Raw genomic sequence first — 15,118 nt, forward strand, 5'->3', positions numbered from 1 at the left:
ATGCGGATCACGCCGACGGCGCGGCCGCGTGGCTCGCCACGGTGACGGAGATCACTGCGCCGTGAGCACGGCGTTCCTACTGTCATCGGATGTCTTGGAGGCTTCGATGAAGCGCTTCTGCCTGCTCGTCGCGCTGATGCTGCTCACGCCGTTCGCCCATGCCAGCGAGGGCATCTCGTTTTCGATTGGCGGCCACCGCGTCCATCTCGATTCCACGCGGTGCCGCGCACTGTCCTGCATCTCGGTGTCTGACAGGTCGAGGCGCGACGACGGCGGCGACAATGGCCGGGCGATGAAGCTGGTGCCGGCGTCCGCGACGACCGCGGCGATTCCTGCCGCGACATCTGCAGGGATACCGCCCGCACCTGCGCCGGCTCTATCTCCCGCGTCGCCGCCGATCGTCGTGGACAGGCCTGTTCCGGCCGCAACGCGATTGGCTGCCGCACCACAACCCTCAGCGCCACCGCCGCCGCGCGTGATGACGATACAGCCAGCGCCGGTCGTCGCGGCGCTGCCTCCATTGCCCGCGGCGACGGCGCATCCTATTCCGCCGGCGGTGGTGCATGTCTCGCGCGAGACCGCTGACGAACCGGACGACGGCCCGATCGGCGACTGGCAGACTGAATCCGACAGCCTTGTGCGCGTTCGTCTGTGCGGCAACGCGTTGTGCGGCTATGCGCTCGACAAGACCACGCGCGATCTCGGCGAAGCGGTGCTGATCAACATGAGGCCGAAGCAGGGCGCGCGCTGGAGTGGCAGCGTCTACAGCCAGGACGGCGACAACGTCCGTTACGGCACGATCGAATTGAAGGGCGCGGACAGGCTGCGGGTCGAGGCCTGTGTGCTCGGCCGCTTCTACTGCACCGGCGCCGACTGGGTTCGCGTTTCGCGCTCACGGCAGCGGGTGATCACCGAGCGCGCGCGTCCGCCCGAGCCGCGCTCCTGAATCCACGTGTCCAATTTGTAACCGGATGCCTTCGAACCTTTTGTCCGGTCGCGCGCGACCGATAGAGGTCAGCGCCGCTTTCGCAGGCGATGGAGGCAAACATGAAACGCATGAGCCTGGCCGCGCTGCTGCTCGCCGGCAGCGAGCCGCGCCGTCGCGACGACTTCTATCCCGATCCCGACAATCCCGGCCTCGTCTGTCACGATTTCACGATCGGCGGCATCACCGGATCGAGCTGCTCGAATTTCTGAGGACAGGCCAGCTCGCTCTATCACCGTCATCCTGAGGTGCGAGCCCTCGCGAGCCTCGAAGGATGCACGGCCCGGGCCGGTAGCCGTCGACCCTTCGAGACGCGCGCGGTGCGCGCTCCTCAGGGTGACGGATCAGCTATCGCAAAAAAACAAAGCGCCCGGCGGGGGCGGCCGCCGGGCGCTGAACTCAATGCCTGTCGAATGGTCTAGAACACGCCGAGAATGATGGCGCCGACGAAGGCGAACGCGATGTACGCGGCCACAATGCTCAGCTTGCTCAGCAGAGGACTCGCGAAATCCATTGGGAAACTCCCTCGGTTCACAACGCTGCCCGCATTAACGCTAAATCTAGCAAGCGGTTCCCGGCCGAAAAAGTCAGTCGTGCTGTCCGTCCCGATGTTCCCGCGTGATGCCGCATTGCGATGCGCGGCTCAAACAGACGCCGAATCAAGGCGTTGAAGCATTGCAAATATATTCCGGGGCGTTGCCGGCTGCGGTCACCGCATCGTAGCGCCAACCAATATTTCCGTCAGGTTGCGGGCGGCGCATGCTGCACGCATTGCGTGGCTGCGGCGTTGAGCCGCATGCTGGGCTCTTCGAGGTCAGGTCGTCGTCACGGGGCAACGGCGTCATTCGCGCCGCGTGGTGATGGAGACGAGTCACGGCAGCGCGTGCGTTGCCATGCCGGGTTCCAAACCATGGTTAAAAACACCTGAAATCAATCTGCCGAAATGCATTGAAGAGTCTTTAATCAAATTCGCAGAACCTCCGCGGCATGACGCGTGGAGTTCGTTTGTATCTCGTCGGCTCCCTTGTCCTTGTATCGCTGGCTGGTTGCGGTCGTGGTCTGTTTCAGACCGCCGAGCGGGAACCGTGGCGGGCCGAGGCTGAGGCCGCATGCCTGAAATCCGGCGCGGTCAAGGAAAGCGCCGACCTCGTCCGGATCGATCCGATCTCCGGCCCCGGTGTCTGCGGCGCCGAATTCCCGCTCAAGGTCGCCGCACTCGGTGAAGCCAGTTCGACTTATGGATTTGCCGACGACAGCCTGCGCCCGCCGGCGTCGGTCGGCAGCCAGCCGCGCTGGCCGATCAACCGGCAGCCGAGCCCGCCGCCTGCGCAGGCGCCGTATTCCGATCAGGCCGTCGGCCAGCCGAACTATGGCGGCCAACCGAATGGCCCGGTCTCGTTGTCGGCGCCTGGCATTCCGCCGCAGCAAGATCAGATCGACCTGCCGCCGGAAGGCTCGCCCGACGCCAGAGGCGAGCGACCTTATTATCCAGGCTTGCCGCGCAATCCGCAGCGCGACAGCGCGGCCGCGCCCTATTCACCCGCGCCTTATTCGCAGCAGCCACAGGACGCGCCGCCGCCGCGGCTCGGTCCGTCGAGCGGCAACCCGGTGGGGACGGTCGGTCCGGTCGCCGTGAAGCCGGCGGCAACGCTGGCGTGCCCGATCGTCTCGGTGCTCGAGCGCTGGCTCGCCGATTCCGTGCAGCCGGCGGCGCAGCGCTGGTTCGGCGCACGCGTCGTCGAGATCAAGCAGATCTCCGCCTATTCCTGCCGCGGCATGAACGGCAATTCGCACGCGCATATTTCGGAGCACGCCTTCGGCAACGCGCTCGATATCGCAGCCTTCACGCTCTCCGATGGCCGCCGCATCTCGGTGAAGGATGGCTGGAAGGGATTGCCGGAAGAGCAGGGCTTCCTGCGCGACGTTCAGGCCGCCGCCTGTCAGCAATTCACCACGGTGCTGGCGCCGGGTTCCAACGTCTATCACTACGACCACATCCATGTGGATCTGATGCGCCGGGCCAGCCGGCGCCTCATCTGCCAGCCGGCCGCGGTCTCCGGCGATGAGGTTGCGGCGCGTGCCGGCGGCCGTAGCCCCTATGCAACGCGCGAACCTTATGTCACAGGATCGCTCGGCGGCAGAAAGCCGACTCCGCGGGGTAAAGCGGGGGTCAACGAAGAAGACGAATTCGCCGACGAATAGGGGCGCGTCTGATACCCGTATTATTACTGGGTGACACCGTGCAAACGGTAGCCACTTTTGCTGCATATGCTTCGGAGCCGGGAGCGCGCCGGCTGATTTCTGGGGGATAGGTTTTGCAAGACGTTCCGATCATTCTCGTCATCGAAGACGATCGTGATCTTCAGATGATGGTGGAAGACGCCCTGAGGGACGGCGGCTACGAGCCGGCGATCGCAGGCTCAGGCGAGGAAGCACTGACGCTGCTCAAGGCGTTTCGCACCAAATACAGCGCGCTGGTCACCGACATTCGCCTGCTCGGCCGGCTCGACGGCTGGCGCGTTGCACGCGGCGCCCGCGAGATCGATCCGTCGTTCCCGGTGCTCTACATCACCGGCGGTGGCGGGGACGAGTGGCCGACCAGAGGCGTCTCGGACAGCGTGCTCCTGAACAAGCCGTTCTCGCCCGACGAGCTGGTTGCGGCGGTGGCGAAGCTGCTCAAGAACGGCGCGCCGGCCTGAGCGATTGATCGCTCCCGCAAGATGAATGACTTCGCACAGTCGATCGCGGCGGCAGTATCACTGATCGCCGGTGGTGATCCGGTGCTGCTCGGGATCGTCGCGCTGTCCTTGCGCGTCAGCCTGTTGGCCAGTCTGCTCGCGCTTCTGATCGGTGCGCCGATCGGCGGTTGACTTGCGATATCGAGATTTCGCGGTCGGCAGGTGGTGATCGTGCTGGCCAACGCCTGTCTCGGCCTGCCGCCGGTCGTGGTCGGGCTCGGGCTTTATCTCTTGCTGTCGCGATCGGGACCGCTGGGCTTCGCCGGCCTGTTGTTCACGCCGACGGCGATGGTCGTGGCGCAGGTCATCCTGGCCACGCCGATCGTGGTCGCGCTGGTGCATCGTCCGGTCGCGCTGCTGTGGATGGAATATGCCGATCTGATCCGCACCGACGGCCTGTCCCGCCTGCGCAGCCTTGCGCTGGTGTTCTCGCTCGGTCGCGCCTCGCTCCTCACCGCGTTCCTCGCCGCCTTCGGCCGAGCCATCGCCGAGGTCGGCGCCATCATCATCGTGGGCGGCAACATCAGCGGCTACACGCGAACGATGACGACGGCGATCGCGCTCGAGACCAGCAAGGGCGAACTGGCGCTTGGTCTCGGCCTCGGTGTGATCCTGCTGGCGCTGAGCGTCAGCGTCAGCACGATCGCATTTGTGCTAGTGCGCGGCGTTGGGGAAAAATAGCTGCTCGCCGCCGACCTTGTAGCCGGCGATGACGGACTGCCCGGCCTGCGAGATCAGCCAGTCGATAAAGGCCTGTCCGTCGGTGGCTTTCACCGTCGGATGCTTCGCCGGATTGACCAGCATGACACCGTACTGATTGAACAGTCGCCGGTCACCTTCGGTCAGCACGGCGAGTTCGCCGCGATTCCTGAACGACAGCCAGGTGCCGCGGTCGGAGAGCACATAAGCATTCGACGCCGCTGCCATGTTGAGCCCCGGACCCATGCCCTGGCCGATCTCGCGATACCATTGGCCTTTCGCGGAACCGAGATCGACGCCGGCATCTTTCCAGAGCCGCAACTCGGCTTCGTGCGTTCCGGAGTGGTCGCCGCGCGAGATGAAGGCCGATTTCGTCGCGGCGATCCTGCGCAAGGCGTCCGCGACATCCTGGTCGCCGGCGATATGCGCCGGATCGGTCTTCGGGCCGACGATGACGAAGTCATTATACATGACGTCGTAACGCCTGGTCGCAAAGCCTTCGGCCAGGAACTTCTCTTCGGCCACGCGATCGTGCACGAATACGACATCGGCATCGCCACGCCGTCCGATATCGAGCGCCTGTCCGGTGCCAACCGCAACCACCTTCACATCAATGCCCGAGGCCTGCGAGAAGCGCGGCAGCAGATCGCCGAACAGGCCGGACTGCTCGGTCGATGTCGTCGAGGCAACGATGATGGACCGGGTCTGCGCCAGGGTGGGGCCGGCGAACAGCAGCACGGCCGCGATGACAAGGTGTCGAAGGAGGAAGGTCATGTGGTCTGGGTATGATGGAAGGTCAATGGTCACCATGCCTCAGTTGATCCTGTGAGGCAAAGCGCACGATTTCCCCGCGACGTGGCGGCGCTTATTCTGCGTTTACATCACGCTGCGGTATCCCCCCTCGAATTCATATGCCCACCTGTTCATTTTCCGGGCGAGCAAGTTCGTCAGCAAACCTCCCTGGAGACAGTGATGACAGCATATCGCGCCTATATCGTCGGACTGCACAGCCGATCCATCGGCGTGGTCAACATGGATTGCGCCGACGACGATCAGGCCATCACGTCGGCCAGCCGTCTGGTCGACCACCATGATATCGAGTTGTGGCAGATGGACCGGCCCGTCGCCAGGTTCGACGCCGGGTCGAAGCAGGTATTCCGCAAGTAGTGGACACGGCGCGGCAGACCGGGTGTCGCGCTGTCTGATCCTTGATGATAGACCTTGCGTCGGCATCGTCATCAAACGGGATATCAGGTCATGGCTTTGGAGAAGGTCGCACTCGTCACCGCGGGCGGCAGCGGCATGGGAGCGGCGGCGGCGCGGCGGCTTGCCGCTGACGGATTTCGCGTTGCGATCCTGTCGTCGTCGGGCAAGGGCGAGGCGCTCGCCAGCGAGCTCGGTGGCCTCGGCTTCACCGGCTCGAACCGTTCGAACGATGATTTGAAGCGTGCCGTCGACGGCGTGATGGCGCGCTGGGGTCGCATCGATGCCTTGGTCAACAGCGCCGGCCACGGCCCGCGCGCTGGCGTGCTCGAATTGACCGACGAGCAGTGGCACACCGGCCTTGATGTCTACCTCATGAACGTGATCCGCCCGACGCGTCTGGTCGCACCTCACATGCAGGCGCAGAAGTCGGGCGCGATCGTCAACATCTCAACCGCCTGGGCGTTCGAGCCGAGTGCGATGTTTCCGACATCGGCAGTGTTCCGCGCCGGGCTCGCCGCGTTCACCAAGCTCTTCACCGACAGCTACGCCGCCAGCAATGTCCGTATGAACAATGTGCTGCCGGGCTGGATCGACAGTCTGCCGGCATCCGACGAGCGCCGCGACAGCGTGCCGATGAAGCGTTACGGCAAGGCGGAGGAGATCGCGGCCACCATCGCCTTCCTCGTCTCCGACGGCGCGGGCTATATTACCGGCCAGAACATCCGCGTCGACGGCGGCCTGATGCGCTCGATCTGAGGCCTTCACACTCGACCGGGGCGTATGCTCACTGACGACAGATTCCGGGAGCAAAGCAGTACCGCCGCTCTCGGATATCGAGCGGTACCCTCACGTGTTCCCGAACAGGAGTTTGCGTTAACGACGCTTGACGATTTCCCGCCTGAGCGAAATCGCTTCGAAGTTTGTTAAAATCTGCTGGGTACCTCCTCCGGGCATGGCAATCCGGGGAAAGATATGGGTAAGCGGGCAAAACGTGGAAAGACTGAAGCGCTCGCACTACCGGTGGCCGGAAGAGTAGCAGTTGGCGTCGTCGCCGCTGCCGCTTTGGGATACGGTTTGCTGTCTCGCCCGGCGAGCGTTCAACCGATACGCAAGCCGTCCGCGCAGCAAGCTCTGGCACCGTCGACGCCAGCTCACGCATCGACTCCCGTTCGTGTCGCGGCGTCAGCTCCGGCTCCAATCTCAGCCCCGGCTCCGGCTCCAGCTCCAGTTTCGGCCCCGGCACCTCTGGCAGAACCACCCAAAGCTGCTGATGGTCCCGGAAAACTTGTTCGGCAGGTGGTTGATTACGCCAGTCACCAGACGCCAGGCACCGTCGTGATCGATACCGGAAACACGTTCCTTTATCTCGTTCTGAACGAGCGACAGGCGATGCGCTACGGCATCGGTGTTGGCCGCGAGGGTTTCACATGGTCGGGCGAACAGACCGTGGCCCGCAAGACGGAATGGCCGGATTGGCGCCCGCCTGCCGACATGCTTTTGCGTCAGCCTTATCTGCCGCGGTTCATGGCAGGCGGTCCCACCAATCCGCTCGGCGCACGGGCGATGTATCTGGGCGAGACCGAATATCGAATTCACGGCACCAACAAACCCGATACGATCGGGAAGCGAGTGTCGTCCGGGTGCATCCGGCTGACCAATGAGGACGTCGCGGACCTCTATGAGCGGGTGAAAATCGGAGCGAAAGTGATCGTGCTTCCGGCAACCTCAGCCCGTCGACCATCCCAGGGAGCGCCGTCCGACGCTGCCTCCCGAGCGCCGGACCCGACGTCGCCGTCGAACCGGCCCTCGGCAACCAACGCGCAGATGCTGTCATCTGAACCGAAGGTAGCCGAGGCCCAGTAACTCGAATCTTCTGTCCTCGTCTGCAACTGCGGACAAACGGACATCGCGCGCACCTTGGCTCGCGACAAGCCACTTGCGTCTACGCGCTGCCCGTCGCGCTCCAGACTGCGCGCGTCACAATTGCGGCGACCTCAGATTGCGTTTGTCGTGATGACAAACTGAAAGGGCAGGGCTAGCCTTCCGTCAAATCAAAACATACGGGAGGATTGGCATGCCAGACGCAGCAGTTGCAGCACGTGCTTCGGACTCCACGCGCAGCGGAACCACGCAGCAAGTCGACGTCGCGGTCGTCGGCGCGGGTTTCGCTGGTCTCTATCTGCTGCATCGGCTGCGCAAGGCGGGCTTCTCGGCAGTCGCGCTCGAAGAGGGCGCCGATGTCGGCGGCACCTGGTACTGGAACAGATATCCGGGCGCGCGTTGCGACATCCAGACCATCGATTACAGCTACACCTTCGATCCCGAGCTCGATCAGGCGTGGACCTGGTCGGAGAAATACGCGACCCAGCCGGAAATCCTGCGCTATCTCGGCTTCGTCGCCGACCGCTACGATCTACGTCGCGATATCAGGTTCGGCACCAAGGTCACGCAAGCGACCTGGGATGACGCGACTTCGCGCTGGCTGATCTCGACCAGCAACGGCGCCAACGTCTCGTGCCGCTACTACATCATGGCGACCGGCTGCCTGTCGTCGCCGAAGCCGCCGGAGATCGATGGCGTCAAGGACTTCAAGGGCGAGATTTATTTCACCGGCCGCTGGCCGCATCAGGGCGTCGATCTCAAGGGCAAGCGCGTTGCCGTGATCGGCACCGGTTCGTCGGGCATTCAGTCGATCCCGTTGATCGCCGAGCAGGCCGCGCAACTCACCGTGTTCCAGCGCACGCCGAATTTCGCATTGCCTGCCGGCAATGGTCCGGCGCCGGAGGACCGCAAGACCTTCTTCGAAAGCGATCGCGCGGCCTATCGCGAGCAGGCGCGCTGGTCGATGGCCGGCGTGCCCTATCCGCAGCAGACCGTGGTGAGCTGGCAGTTGAGCGACGCCGAACGCCGCGAGCGTTTCGAGAAGGCGTGGGCGGCGGGCGACCTCGTCCACATCCTGACCCAGCTCTGGGCCGACCAGGCCGTCGATGTCGACGGCAACAAGGTGGTCGCCGATCTGATCCGCGAGAAGATCGGTGCCGTGGTCAAGGACCCGGAGATCGCAGCGGCGCTGGCGCCGCACGATCATCCATTCGGCGCCAAGCGTCCCTGCCTCGATACCAACTACTACGCGACCTACAACCGGCCCAACGTGACGCTGGTCAATCTGCGGCAGGAGCCGATCAAGGCGATCACCGCCAGCGGCATCAGCACCAATGGACGCAGCTTCGATGTCGACGTCATCGTGTTCGCCACCGGCTTCGACGCGATGACCGGCGCGATCATGGCAGTGCATCCGATCTCCGGCCGCGGCGGCAAGTCGCTGTCGGATGTCTGGGCGCATGGACCGCAGACCTATCTCGGCGTCACCGTCGCCGGCTTCCCCAATCTGTTCATGATCACCGGTCCCGGCAGCCCGTCAGTGCTGTCGAACATGGCTGTCTCGATCGAGCAGCATGTCGACTGGGTGGTCGACCGGATCGCCGCGCTGCGCGACGCCGGCTTCACCACGATGGAGGCAACCGAGACCGCGCAGGCCGGCTGGGAGCGCCATATGGCCGACTGCGCCACGCTGACGCTGCACAGGCTTGCCAACACCTGGTACACGGGCGCCAATGTGCCGGGCAAGCCGCAGGGCGTGATGCCTTACACCGGCGGCGTCGGCCCGTATCGCAGCATCTGCAACGAGGTGGTCGGGCGCGGCATGCTCGGCTTCAGGCTCTCGGGGCCCGGCGTTGCGGAGCAATGCAATGACGGCGAGGTGGTGCGGCTGCAACCCGATGTGCGGCTGGTGCTCGGCATGCTGGCGGAGATGAACCTGCCGCCGCTCGAGACGATGGGCGCGCAGGGCGCGCGCGATTTCCTCACCGAGTTCAACAAGGGCCGTCCTGCCGGCCGCCCGGTCGGCGATGTCGGTACCGGCATGCTGCAAGGCGCTGAAGGTCCGCTGCCGTACAGGCTGTACCGGCCGGCGACGCCGGGGCCGCATCCGATCGTGGTGTATTTCCACGGCGGCGGCTGGGTGCTCGGCGACGAGCTATCGGACGATCCGTTCTGTCGCGATCTGTGCCGGCGCACCGGCATGATCATCGTCAGCGTCGGTTATCGCCACGCGCCCGAACATCGCTTCCCGGCGGCGGCCGAGGACGGCTATGCGGCGACGCGCTGGATCGCCGCTCACACCGCCGAGCTCGGCGGCAAAGCGGGGCCGGTGCTGGTCGCGGGCTGGAGCGCCGGCGGCAACATTGCAGCCGTCACCTGCCAGCTCGCGCGCGATCGCGGCGGGCCCGAGATCGCGGGTCAGCTCCTGATCTGCCCGGTCACCGATTCCTCCTTTGACCGGCAGTCCTATGTCGACAACGCGGCCGGTTACTTCCTGACCCGTGGCCTGATGTTCTGGTTCTGGGACCTGTACTGCTCGCCGGCCGACCGCACCGATCCGCGCGTCGCGCCGCTGCGCGGCAAGCCCGAAGGCCTGCCGCCGGCGTTCATCGCGACAAGCGAGTTCGATCCGCTGCGCGACGAGGGCATCGCCTATGGCGACGCGCTTGCGAAAGCCGGCGTCAAGGTCGAGCAGCTCAAGGCGCGGGGCCATTTTCACTCGTCGTTCGTGATGGTCGACGTCATCATCACCGGCGTCGGCGGCCGCGTGAAGATGGCGAAGGCGCTGCGCCGCTTCGCCGGACTGCCCGAGGAGCTGGAGCAGGACAACGCTGCAGCGCCGGAGGTCAACGCCGCGGCGAACTAGGTCGGGATTGACTTGCAGCCGCAACTGCACTGCGCTCCTCTCCCGCTTGCGGGCGCCCGCGGGGGAGGCGCGTTGGCAAAATATCGAAAACAACCCCATGCAAAGGAGCCGGCGGTGGCCGGCGTTCGACCCAGCTACTTGACACGTCGGGCAACTCACGGATATATTTCGAATATTCCGAAATCACGCAGGCGCACGCTCGCCCCAGGGCGCTAGCCGAGCTCGAACGTCGTGACGCCGAACACGCGATCCGTACGCAGTGGCGGGATCGCGCCGGTATACATCCGCGCGGTCTCGAACACCGGTGACAGTCCGAGGCCTTGCGCCAGCGCGACCGCGTCGCCGTTGACCGCGGGGACATCGAGGAAGATCTCGCCGCTGCCGGCGTTCGCCAGCAGTGCCGACAGGATGATCTCTGCGCTCGCGCGATCATCGGCGACGAGCGGACCGATCTTGCGGCCGCTCCGGCACGGACGGATCACGCCCCATCCGGCCAGCCTGCCGTCGCGGATCAGCCCGCGTCCGACATGTCCTTGCGTGTTGATCCAGGCGCGCAGGAAGGCCGGGCGCGGCGCCGGAAACACCGTGGCGTCATCGGCCTCGATCAGCGCCATAGGTACATCGCTCAGCGCAACGACGCTGGTGCTCGGCGCCGGAGATGCTGTGATCGTGCCGCCGTAGCGCACATTGGCATAAGCGAGCGCGAAGCCGGACTTTTGGTAGTTGGCCTGTTGCGCCACCACGCCGTCGAGGCCGATCACGCGCCGACCAGCATGCGCGATCGCGGCGTTCCATATTTTCAGGCCGCAACCGCGGCCGCGCAGGTCCGGACGCACGATATAGAATCCGAGGAAGGAAAATTGCGCGCCGTAATTGACGCAGGAAACCACCGCGGCCGGTTCGCCATCGAGCTCGCCGATGAAAAAGCCCTGCGGGTCTTCAGCGGCAAAGCAGGGCGCATCGGCGAGACCGGGATTCCATCCCTCCGCCGCGGCCCAGTCGATCGCGAGCGCGATCTCCTCGGGCCGCATCGTGCGTATGGTCAGGTCGTTCATGGCCGATCGCCTCGTTTGCGGTGCCATGCTCAAGCGATCCGAAGGACGAGGTTGACCAGTTCCGGCTGGCGGTGCGTGCCGGTTTTGGCGAAGGCCGACTTCAATTGGTTGCGTGCCGTGTCACGAACGATTCCGAGCCGTTCGGCCGCGTCGGTGATCGAGAGGCCGCCCGCGAGCAGCGCGACCAGCCGCGCTTCTGCCGGCGTGAGGTCGAATGCCTGCGCGATCAAGCCGGGCTCGGGCATCGCGCGCGGCGTCAAATTGGCGAAGACCAGCATCGCCCGCGCGCCGAGGAAGACGTTGCGTGCCGCACCGTCGACCGGCAACACGCGCAAGACCACCGGCCCCTTGTGCGTACGTCGGATCAGGATCGGCTCGATCGGCAGTGCCGCGCGCTCGGGTGCGGCGCGGATCAGATCGACGACTTGATCAAGCCGCGCCTGTGCGGCTCTGTCGCGCACGATCAGCCGGCGATCCCTGATTCTGATGTCCGCGTCGAAGCCGGCATCGGCGGCTTCGTTGCGATTGATCACGAGGCCCGCGCGGTCGAGTACGACCGCCGGCTGCCGCACCCGGTCGAGAATGCCGGTCATGGAGGAGAGCGCGATGCGGCCGACCACAGTCGACAGTGTTGCTGTCTCCGTCAGGCGCGGCCCGAGCTGCGCCAGTAGCCGCGTCTCGCGTGTCTCGAAATGTCCTTCCTTTCCGGTGCGCTGCAACGTCAGCACCCACGGTGCGCTGTCGGCCCAGAAGCCGATGCCGGCGAACCATTTGAAGCCGAACGGATACAGCACCTCATTGTACATCGGATCCGACCGGATCTGCTCGGGCGTCAGCAAGTCCTGATCGGTGATCACTTCGCCGGCCATTGCTCGCGGAACGCCTGAAGCGCGCGAATCCTGCTCATGCCAGTTGTGTGCGAAGTAGAGCTGCACCATTTCTTCGGTCGACGCCGTGCGGGGCACGTCCGGTGTCCGCACATCGCTTTGCAGCAGCACGGCGCCGGTTGCGCCCGCCGCTTCGCAGATCGACGTCATGATGTCGGTCCACGCCGTCGGGTCGACCACTGCGTCCCCCAGCCGCGCCATCACGCTGGACATTTGATCTCGGTCGATATCCCCGTTCATGCAGCGGATTGTCGCGCGAGGTGGCGTCACGCGACAAGCGCCAAGTTACGGTCCTTCCAAAGGAAATAGTCGGATTGGATCGTCACTCGCCTGTCTTGCGACGGCGGAGGATCAGTCCGCCTGCTTCGGCCGGTACGCCGCAAAGAACACCCGCGTCGCGCTGTCGACGACGGTTGCAATCCGCTCCGCCGAGGGCGACGGATTGGCCTGGAAGATGAACGCCTGGAACAGCGTCGCCTGGCACATCTGCATGAACTGCCAGGCCGCGAGCTGCGTGTCGTCCATCACGAGTTCACCGAGTGCGGCGCGCGCCTCCAGATAGGCGGCGAAGCGGTCGACGGTGTGGGCGATCACATGGGTGTAGAACCGGCTGCCGAGCTCGGGCATCCGCTCGGCGATCGCCATCACGGTGCGGATCGCCGAGCCGCCGCCGGGCCGGCACAGCAGGGCGATATAGGCGCGGCCGAATTCGGGGAGGGTGGTGTCGACGTCGCGCGCAGGATCTAAATTGAAGGCGACCTTGCCCTGCTCGAGCTTCTCCTCCTCGACGATCGCTGCGAACAGCCCGGCCTTGTCGGGGAAATAGACGTAGAGCGTCCCCTTGGAGACGGCGGCGGCGCGGGCGATCTCGCCCATGCTGGCACCGTCAAAGCCGAGCTCCAAGAATACCTTGCGGGCGCCGTCCAGGATCTGGCGGCGTTTCGACGATTCCTCCTCGCCGACCGGCTGGAGGGAGGTTCGGGGGGCTGCAACCATTGATTTAGCTTCTCGCGAAAGAACTCAACCCAGAATGAGCAAGGGAAGAATCGAAGCCTTATAATCCACGGGACGGGAATATAGATTGACCGAACCGTTCGGTCAATGGTATTAGTGGGAGTGACGATGCGCCGCGCGGCCCTTATTCCGCCACTGCGGGCATCGAGCTTTTAGTGGGGAGCGTCGGTTATGGCCGCAGCACGAGATCAGGCTGCACGCATTGTTCGTTCCGGGCCTGATTTGGCCGAGGACGCGATGGCGCGCGACGCATCCGCCGATCTCGGCGAGCAGGGCCGTGCTGACGAAGCCAAGGGTCTCGAAGCCAAGGGTCCCGAAACCAAGGGACCCGGCGACAAGCGTCCCGCCGAGGCACCGCCAGCTTCTGCGCCCGAGCAGCCGGCCGCTTCACCGGCCGCCGCGGCGCCGAAATCCGGCAAGCGCAAATTCGTGATGATGGGCGTGGTCGGCCTGCTCGCGCTCGCCGCCGCAAGCTATGCCGCCTATTACCTGATGGTCGGACGATTCTACGTCTCGACCGACGACGCCTATGTCCGCGCCAACAACACCATGCTCGGCGCGCGCGTCGCGGGCCATATCGCAGCGATCATGCCTGGCGACAACGCGCTGGTGCGCGCCGGCGATGTGATCTTCCGGATCGATGACGGCGACTATCGCATCGCGGTCGACGCCGCGCGCACCCGGATCGCGACCCAGCAGGCGACGATCGAGCGCATCGGCCGTCAGGTCGGCGCCGCCGTCAGCGCCGTCGAGCAGGCGCAGGCGCAGCTCGTGTCTGCCCAGGCCGGCCTGAAGCGCGCCGATCTCGATTTCGATCGCCAGCAGGCGCTGAGCACCAAGGGCTTTGCCTCGCGCGCCACCTTCGAGGTCTCCGAAGCCGGCCGCGACCAGGGCGCTGCCAGCGTGCGGTCCGCGCAGGCGGCCTATGATGCGGCCAAGGACAATGTCGAGGTGACCAAGGCGCAGCAGGCCGAGTCCCGCGCGCAGCTTGCCGAATTGCAGACCCAGCTCGCCAAGGCCGAGCGTGATCTGGAATTCACCAATGTCCGCGCGCCGGTCGACGGCACCTTCTCCAACCGCCTCGTCAACACCGGCGACTACATCAATGTCGGCCAGCGGCTCGGCAACGTGGTGCCGCTCGACGGCGTCTTCATCGACGCCAACTACAAAGAGACCCAGCTCAAGCGCATCCGCACCGGCCAGCGGGTGACGATCAAGGTCGATGCCTACGGCTTCCGCAAGTTCACCGGCATCGTCGACAGCATTTCGCCGGCGGCGGGCTCGGTGTTCACCTTGCTGCCGCCCGACAACGCCACCGGCAATTTCACCAAGATCGTGCAGCGGCTGCCGGTCCGCATCCGGGTGCCGAACAGCGTCGCCAAGCAAGGCCTGCTGCGTGCCGGCATGTCGGTCTACACCACGGTCGACCCCCGCGAGGGCGCCGCCGATGCCGACGCCGATACCGACCTCGACTCGCCGATGATGATCCATCCGCAGTGATGTCTTGTTGAAATGAGATTTTACTCACTCTTGCCGCGCGCTGGGCTGTGCTCCTTCTCCCGCTTGCGGGGGAGGTCGACGCACGAAGTGCGGCGGGTGGGGGCTCTTTCCACTGGGGGATTGCGACTCGTTGAAACACCCCCACCCCAACCCTCCCCCGCAAGCGGGAGAAGGAGCACAGCCCAGCGCGCGGCAAAAGTGGGTAAAAACTCATTTCAACAAAACAACACCGCGGATGGGGCATAATAGGCGGGGCGGGGTGGGAAAACGCGTGGGGCACGGGGGCG

General features: G+C 65.2%; 13 protein-coding genes and 1 pseudogene. 10 read left to right on the top strand and 4 right to left on the bottom strand.

Annotated elements, in window-relative coordinates; genetic code table 11:
- Positions 1–106 precede the first annotated feature (106 nt).
- The 5 genes and pseudogenes from FNJ47_RS25385 (at position 107) to FNJ47_RS25405 (ending at position 4,404) form a co-directional block, all read left to right on the top strand.
- Positions 107–946, top strand: a complete 840-nt coding sequence (locus FNJ47_RS25385; protein ID WP_163158037.1) for a DUF2147 domain-containing protein — start codon at positions 107–109, stop codon at positions 944–946.
- Positions 947–1,047: 101 nt separating this feature from the next.
- Positions 1,048–1,197: a hypothetical protein gene (locus tag FNJ47_RS25390; RefSeq protein WP_163158038.1), complete on the top strand. Its 150-nt coding sequence runs from the start codon at positions 1,048–1,050 to the stop codon at positions 1,195–1,197.
- 775 nt (positions 1,198–1,972) lie between these two features.
- Positions 1,973–3,187, top strand: coding sequence for an extensin-like domain-containing protein (locus tag FNJ47_RS25395; protein WP_163158039.1), 1,215 nt, complete (start codon positions 1,973–1,975; stop codon positions 3,185–3,187).
- A 113-nt stretch (positions 3,188–3,300) separates the two neighbouring features.
- Positions 3,301–3,684 (top strand): response regulator, encoded by a 384-nt coding sequence (locus tag FNJ47_RS25400; RefSeq protein WP_163158040.1) that lies wholly within the window; start codon positions 3,301–3,303, stop codon positions 3,682–3,684.
- 21 nt (positions 3,685–3,705) lie between these two features.
- Positions 3,706–4,404, top strand: a pseudogene (locus tag FNJ47_RS25405) (ABC transporter permease).
- On the opposite strand, the gene FNJ47_RS25410 reads toward FNJ47_RS25405, so the two are convergent.
- Positions 4,378–5,196, bottom strand: coding sequence for an ABC transporter substrate-binding protein (locus FNJ47_RS25410; protein ID WP_163158051.1), 819 nt, complete (start codon positions 5,194–5,196; stop codon positions 4,378–4,380). The pseudogene FNJ47_RS25405 and the gene FNJ47_RS25410 overlap by 27 nt on opposite strands.
- Positions 5,197–5,394: 198 nt before the next feature.
- Here FNJ47_RS25410 and FNJ47_RS25415 point away from each other — a divergent pair, with 198 nt between their 5' ends.
- The 4 genes from FNJ47_RS25415 to FNJ47_RS25430 all read left to right on the top strand — a co-directional run bounded on the left by FNJ47_RS25415 (position 5,395) and on the right by FNJ47_RS25430 (position 10,375).
- The gene (locus tag FNJ47_RS25415) at positions 5,395–5,589 is read left to right on the top strand and encodes a hypothetical protein (protein ID WP_163158041.1); all 195 of its coding nucleotides are present in this window, start codon (positions 5,395–5,397) and stop codon (positions 5,587–5,589) included.
- Between the two features lie 90 nt (positions 5,590–5,679).
- Positions 5,680–6,384, top strand: a complete 705-nt coding sequence (locus FNJ47_RS25420; protein WP_163158042.1) for an SDR family oxidoreductase — start codon at positions 5,680–5,682, stop codon at positions 6,382–6,384.
- Between the two features lie 216 nt (positions 6,385–6,600).
- Positions 6,601–7,491 carry a L,D-transpeptidase gene (locus FNJ47_RS25425; RefSeq protein WP_163158043.1) on the top strand — a complete coding sequence of 297 codons (891 nt, stop codon included), beginning with the start codon at positions 6,601–6,603 and terminating at the stop codon, positions 7,489–7,491.
- Between the two features lie 211 nt (positions 7,492–7,702).
- Positions 7,703–10,375, top strand: a complete 2,673-nt coding sequence (locus FNJ47_RS25430) for a flavin-containing monooxygenase (RefSeq protein ID WP_163158044.1) — start codon at positions 7,703–7,705, stop codon at positions 10,373–10,375.
- A 212-nt stretch (positions 10,376–10,587) separates the two neighbouring features.
- Here FNJ47_RS25430 and FNJ47_RS25435 read toward each other — a convergent pair whose 3' ends face one another.
- The 3 genes from FNJ47_RS25435 to FNJ47_RS25445 form a co-directional block, all read right to left on the bottom strand.
- A complete protein-coding gene (locus FNJ47_RS25435) occupies positions 10,588–11,430 on the bottom strand; it encodes a GNAT family N-acetyltransferase (protein ID WP_163158045.1) in 843 nt (280 codons plus the stop codon).
- Between the two features lie 29 nt (positions 11,431–11,459).
- On the bottom strand, positions 11,460–12,530 hold the full coding sequence (locus FNJ47_RS25440; RefSeq protein ID WP_163158046.1) for a helix-turn-helix transcriptional regulator: 1,071 nt from the start codon (positions 12,528–12,530) through the stop codon (positions 11,460–11,462).
- 138 nt (positions 12,531–12,668) lie between these two features.
- The gene (locus FNJ47_RS25445; protein ID WP_163158047.1) at positions 12,669–13,313 is read right to left on the bottom strand and encodes a TetR/AcrR family transcriptional regulator; all 645 of its coding nucleotides are present in this window, start codon (positions 13,311–13,313) and stop codon (positions 12,669–12,671) included.
- A 189-nt stretch (positions 13,314–13,502) separates the two neighbouring features.
- Between FNJ47_RS25445 and FNJ47_RS25450 the strand changes: the two genes are divergently transcribed.
- Positions 13,503–14,831: an HlyD family secretion protein gene (locus FNJ47_RS25450; protein ID WP_163158048.1), complete on the top strand. Its 1,329-nt coding sequence runs from the start codon at positions 13,503–13,505 to the stop codon at positions 14,829–14,831.
- Positions 14,832–15,118 lie beyond the last annotated feature (287 nt).

This window comes from Bradyrhizobium uaiense (assembly GCF_010811875.1).
Lineage (GTDB): Bacteria > Pseudomonadota > Alphaproteobacteria > Rhizobiales > Xanthobacteraceae > Bradyrhizobium > Bradyrhizobium uaiense.

What these genes read in the sequence shown, in the direction of transcription:
- FNJ47_RS25450 (WP_163158048.1), top strand. Translation starts at nt 13,503, where the DNA reads ATGGCCGCAGCACGAGATCAGGCTGCACGCATTGTTCGTTCCGGGCCT.
- FNJ47_RS25430 (WP_163158044.1), top strand. Translation starts at nt 7,703, where the DNA reads ATGCCAGACGCAGCAGTTGCAGCACGTGCTTCGGACTCCACGCGCAGC.
- FNJ47_RS25445 (WP_163158047.1), bottom strand. Translation starts at nt 13,313, where the DNA reads ATGGTTGCAGCCCCCCGAACCTCCCTCCAGCCGGTCGGCGAGGAGGAA.
- FNJ47_RS25420 (WP_163158042.1), top strand. Translation starts at nt 5,680, where the DNA reads ATGGCTTTGGAGAAGGTCGCACTCGTCACCGCGGGCGGCAGCGGCATG.
- FNJ47_RS25440 (WP_163158046.1), bottom strand. Translation starts at nt 12,530, where the DNA reads ATGTCCAGCGTGATGGCGCGGCTGGGGGACGCAGTGGTCGACCCGACG.
- FNJ47_RS25410 (WP_163158051.1), bottom strand. Translation starts at nt 5,196, where the DNA reads ATGACCTTCCTCCTTCGACACCTTGTCATCGCGGCCGTGCTGCTGTTC.
- FNJ47_RS25390 (WP_163158038.1), top strand. Translation starts at nt 1,048, where the DNA reads ATGAAACGCATGAGCCTGGCCGCGCTGCTGCTCGCCGGCAGCGAGCCG.
- FNJ47_RS25385 (WP_163158037.1), top strand. Translation starts at nt 107, where the DNA reads ATGAAGCGCTTCTGCCTGCTCGTCGCGCTGATGCTGCTCACGCCGTTC.
- FNJ47_RS25415 (WP_163158041.1), top strand. Translation starts at nt 5,395, where the DNA reads ATGACAGCATATCGCGCCTATATCGTCGGACTGCACAGCCGATCCATC.
- FNJ47_RS25395 (WP_163158039.1), top strand. Translation starts at nt 1,973, where the DNA reads ATGACGCGTGGAGTTCGTTTGTATCTCGTCGGCTCCCTTGTCCTTGTA.
- FNJ47_RS25435 (WP_163158045.1), bottom strand. Translation starts at nt 11,430, where the DNA reads ATGAACGACCTGACCATACGCACGATGCGGCCCGAGGAGATCGCGCTC.
- FNJ47_RS25425 (WP_163158043.1), top strand. Translation starts at nt 6,601, where the DNA reads ATGGGTAAGCGGGCAAAACGTGGAAAGACTGAAGCGCTCGCACTACCG.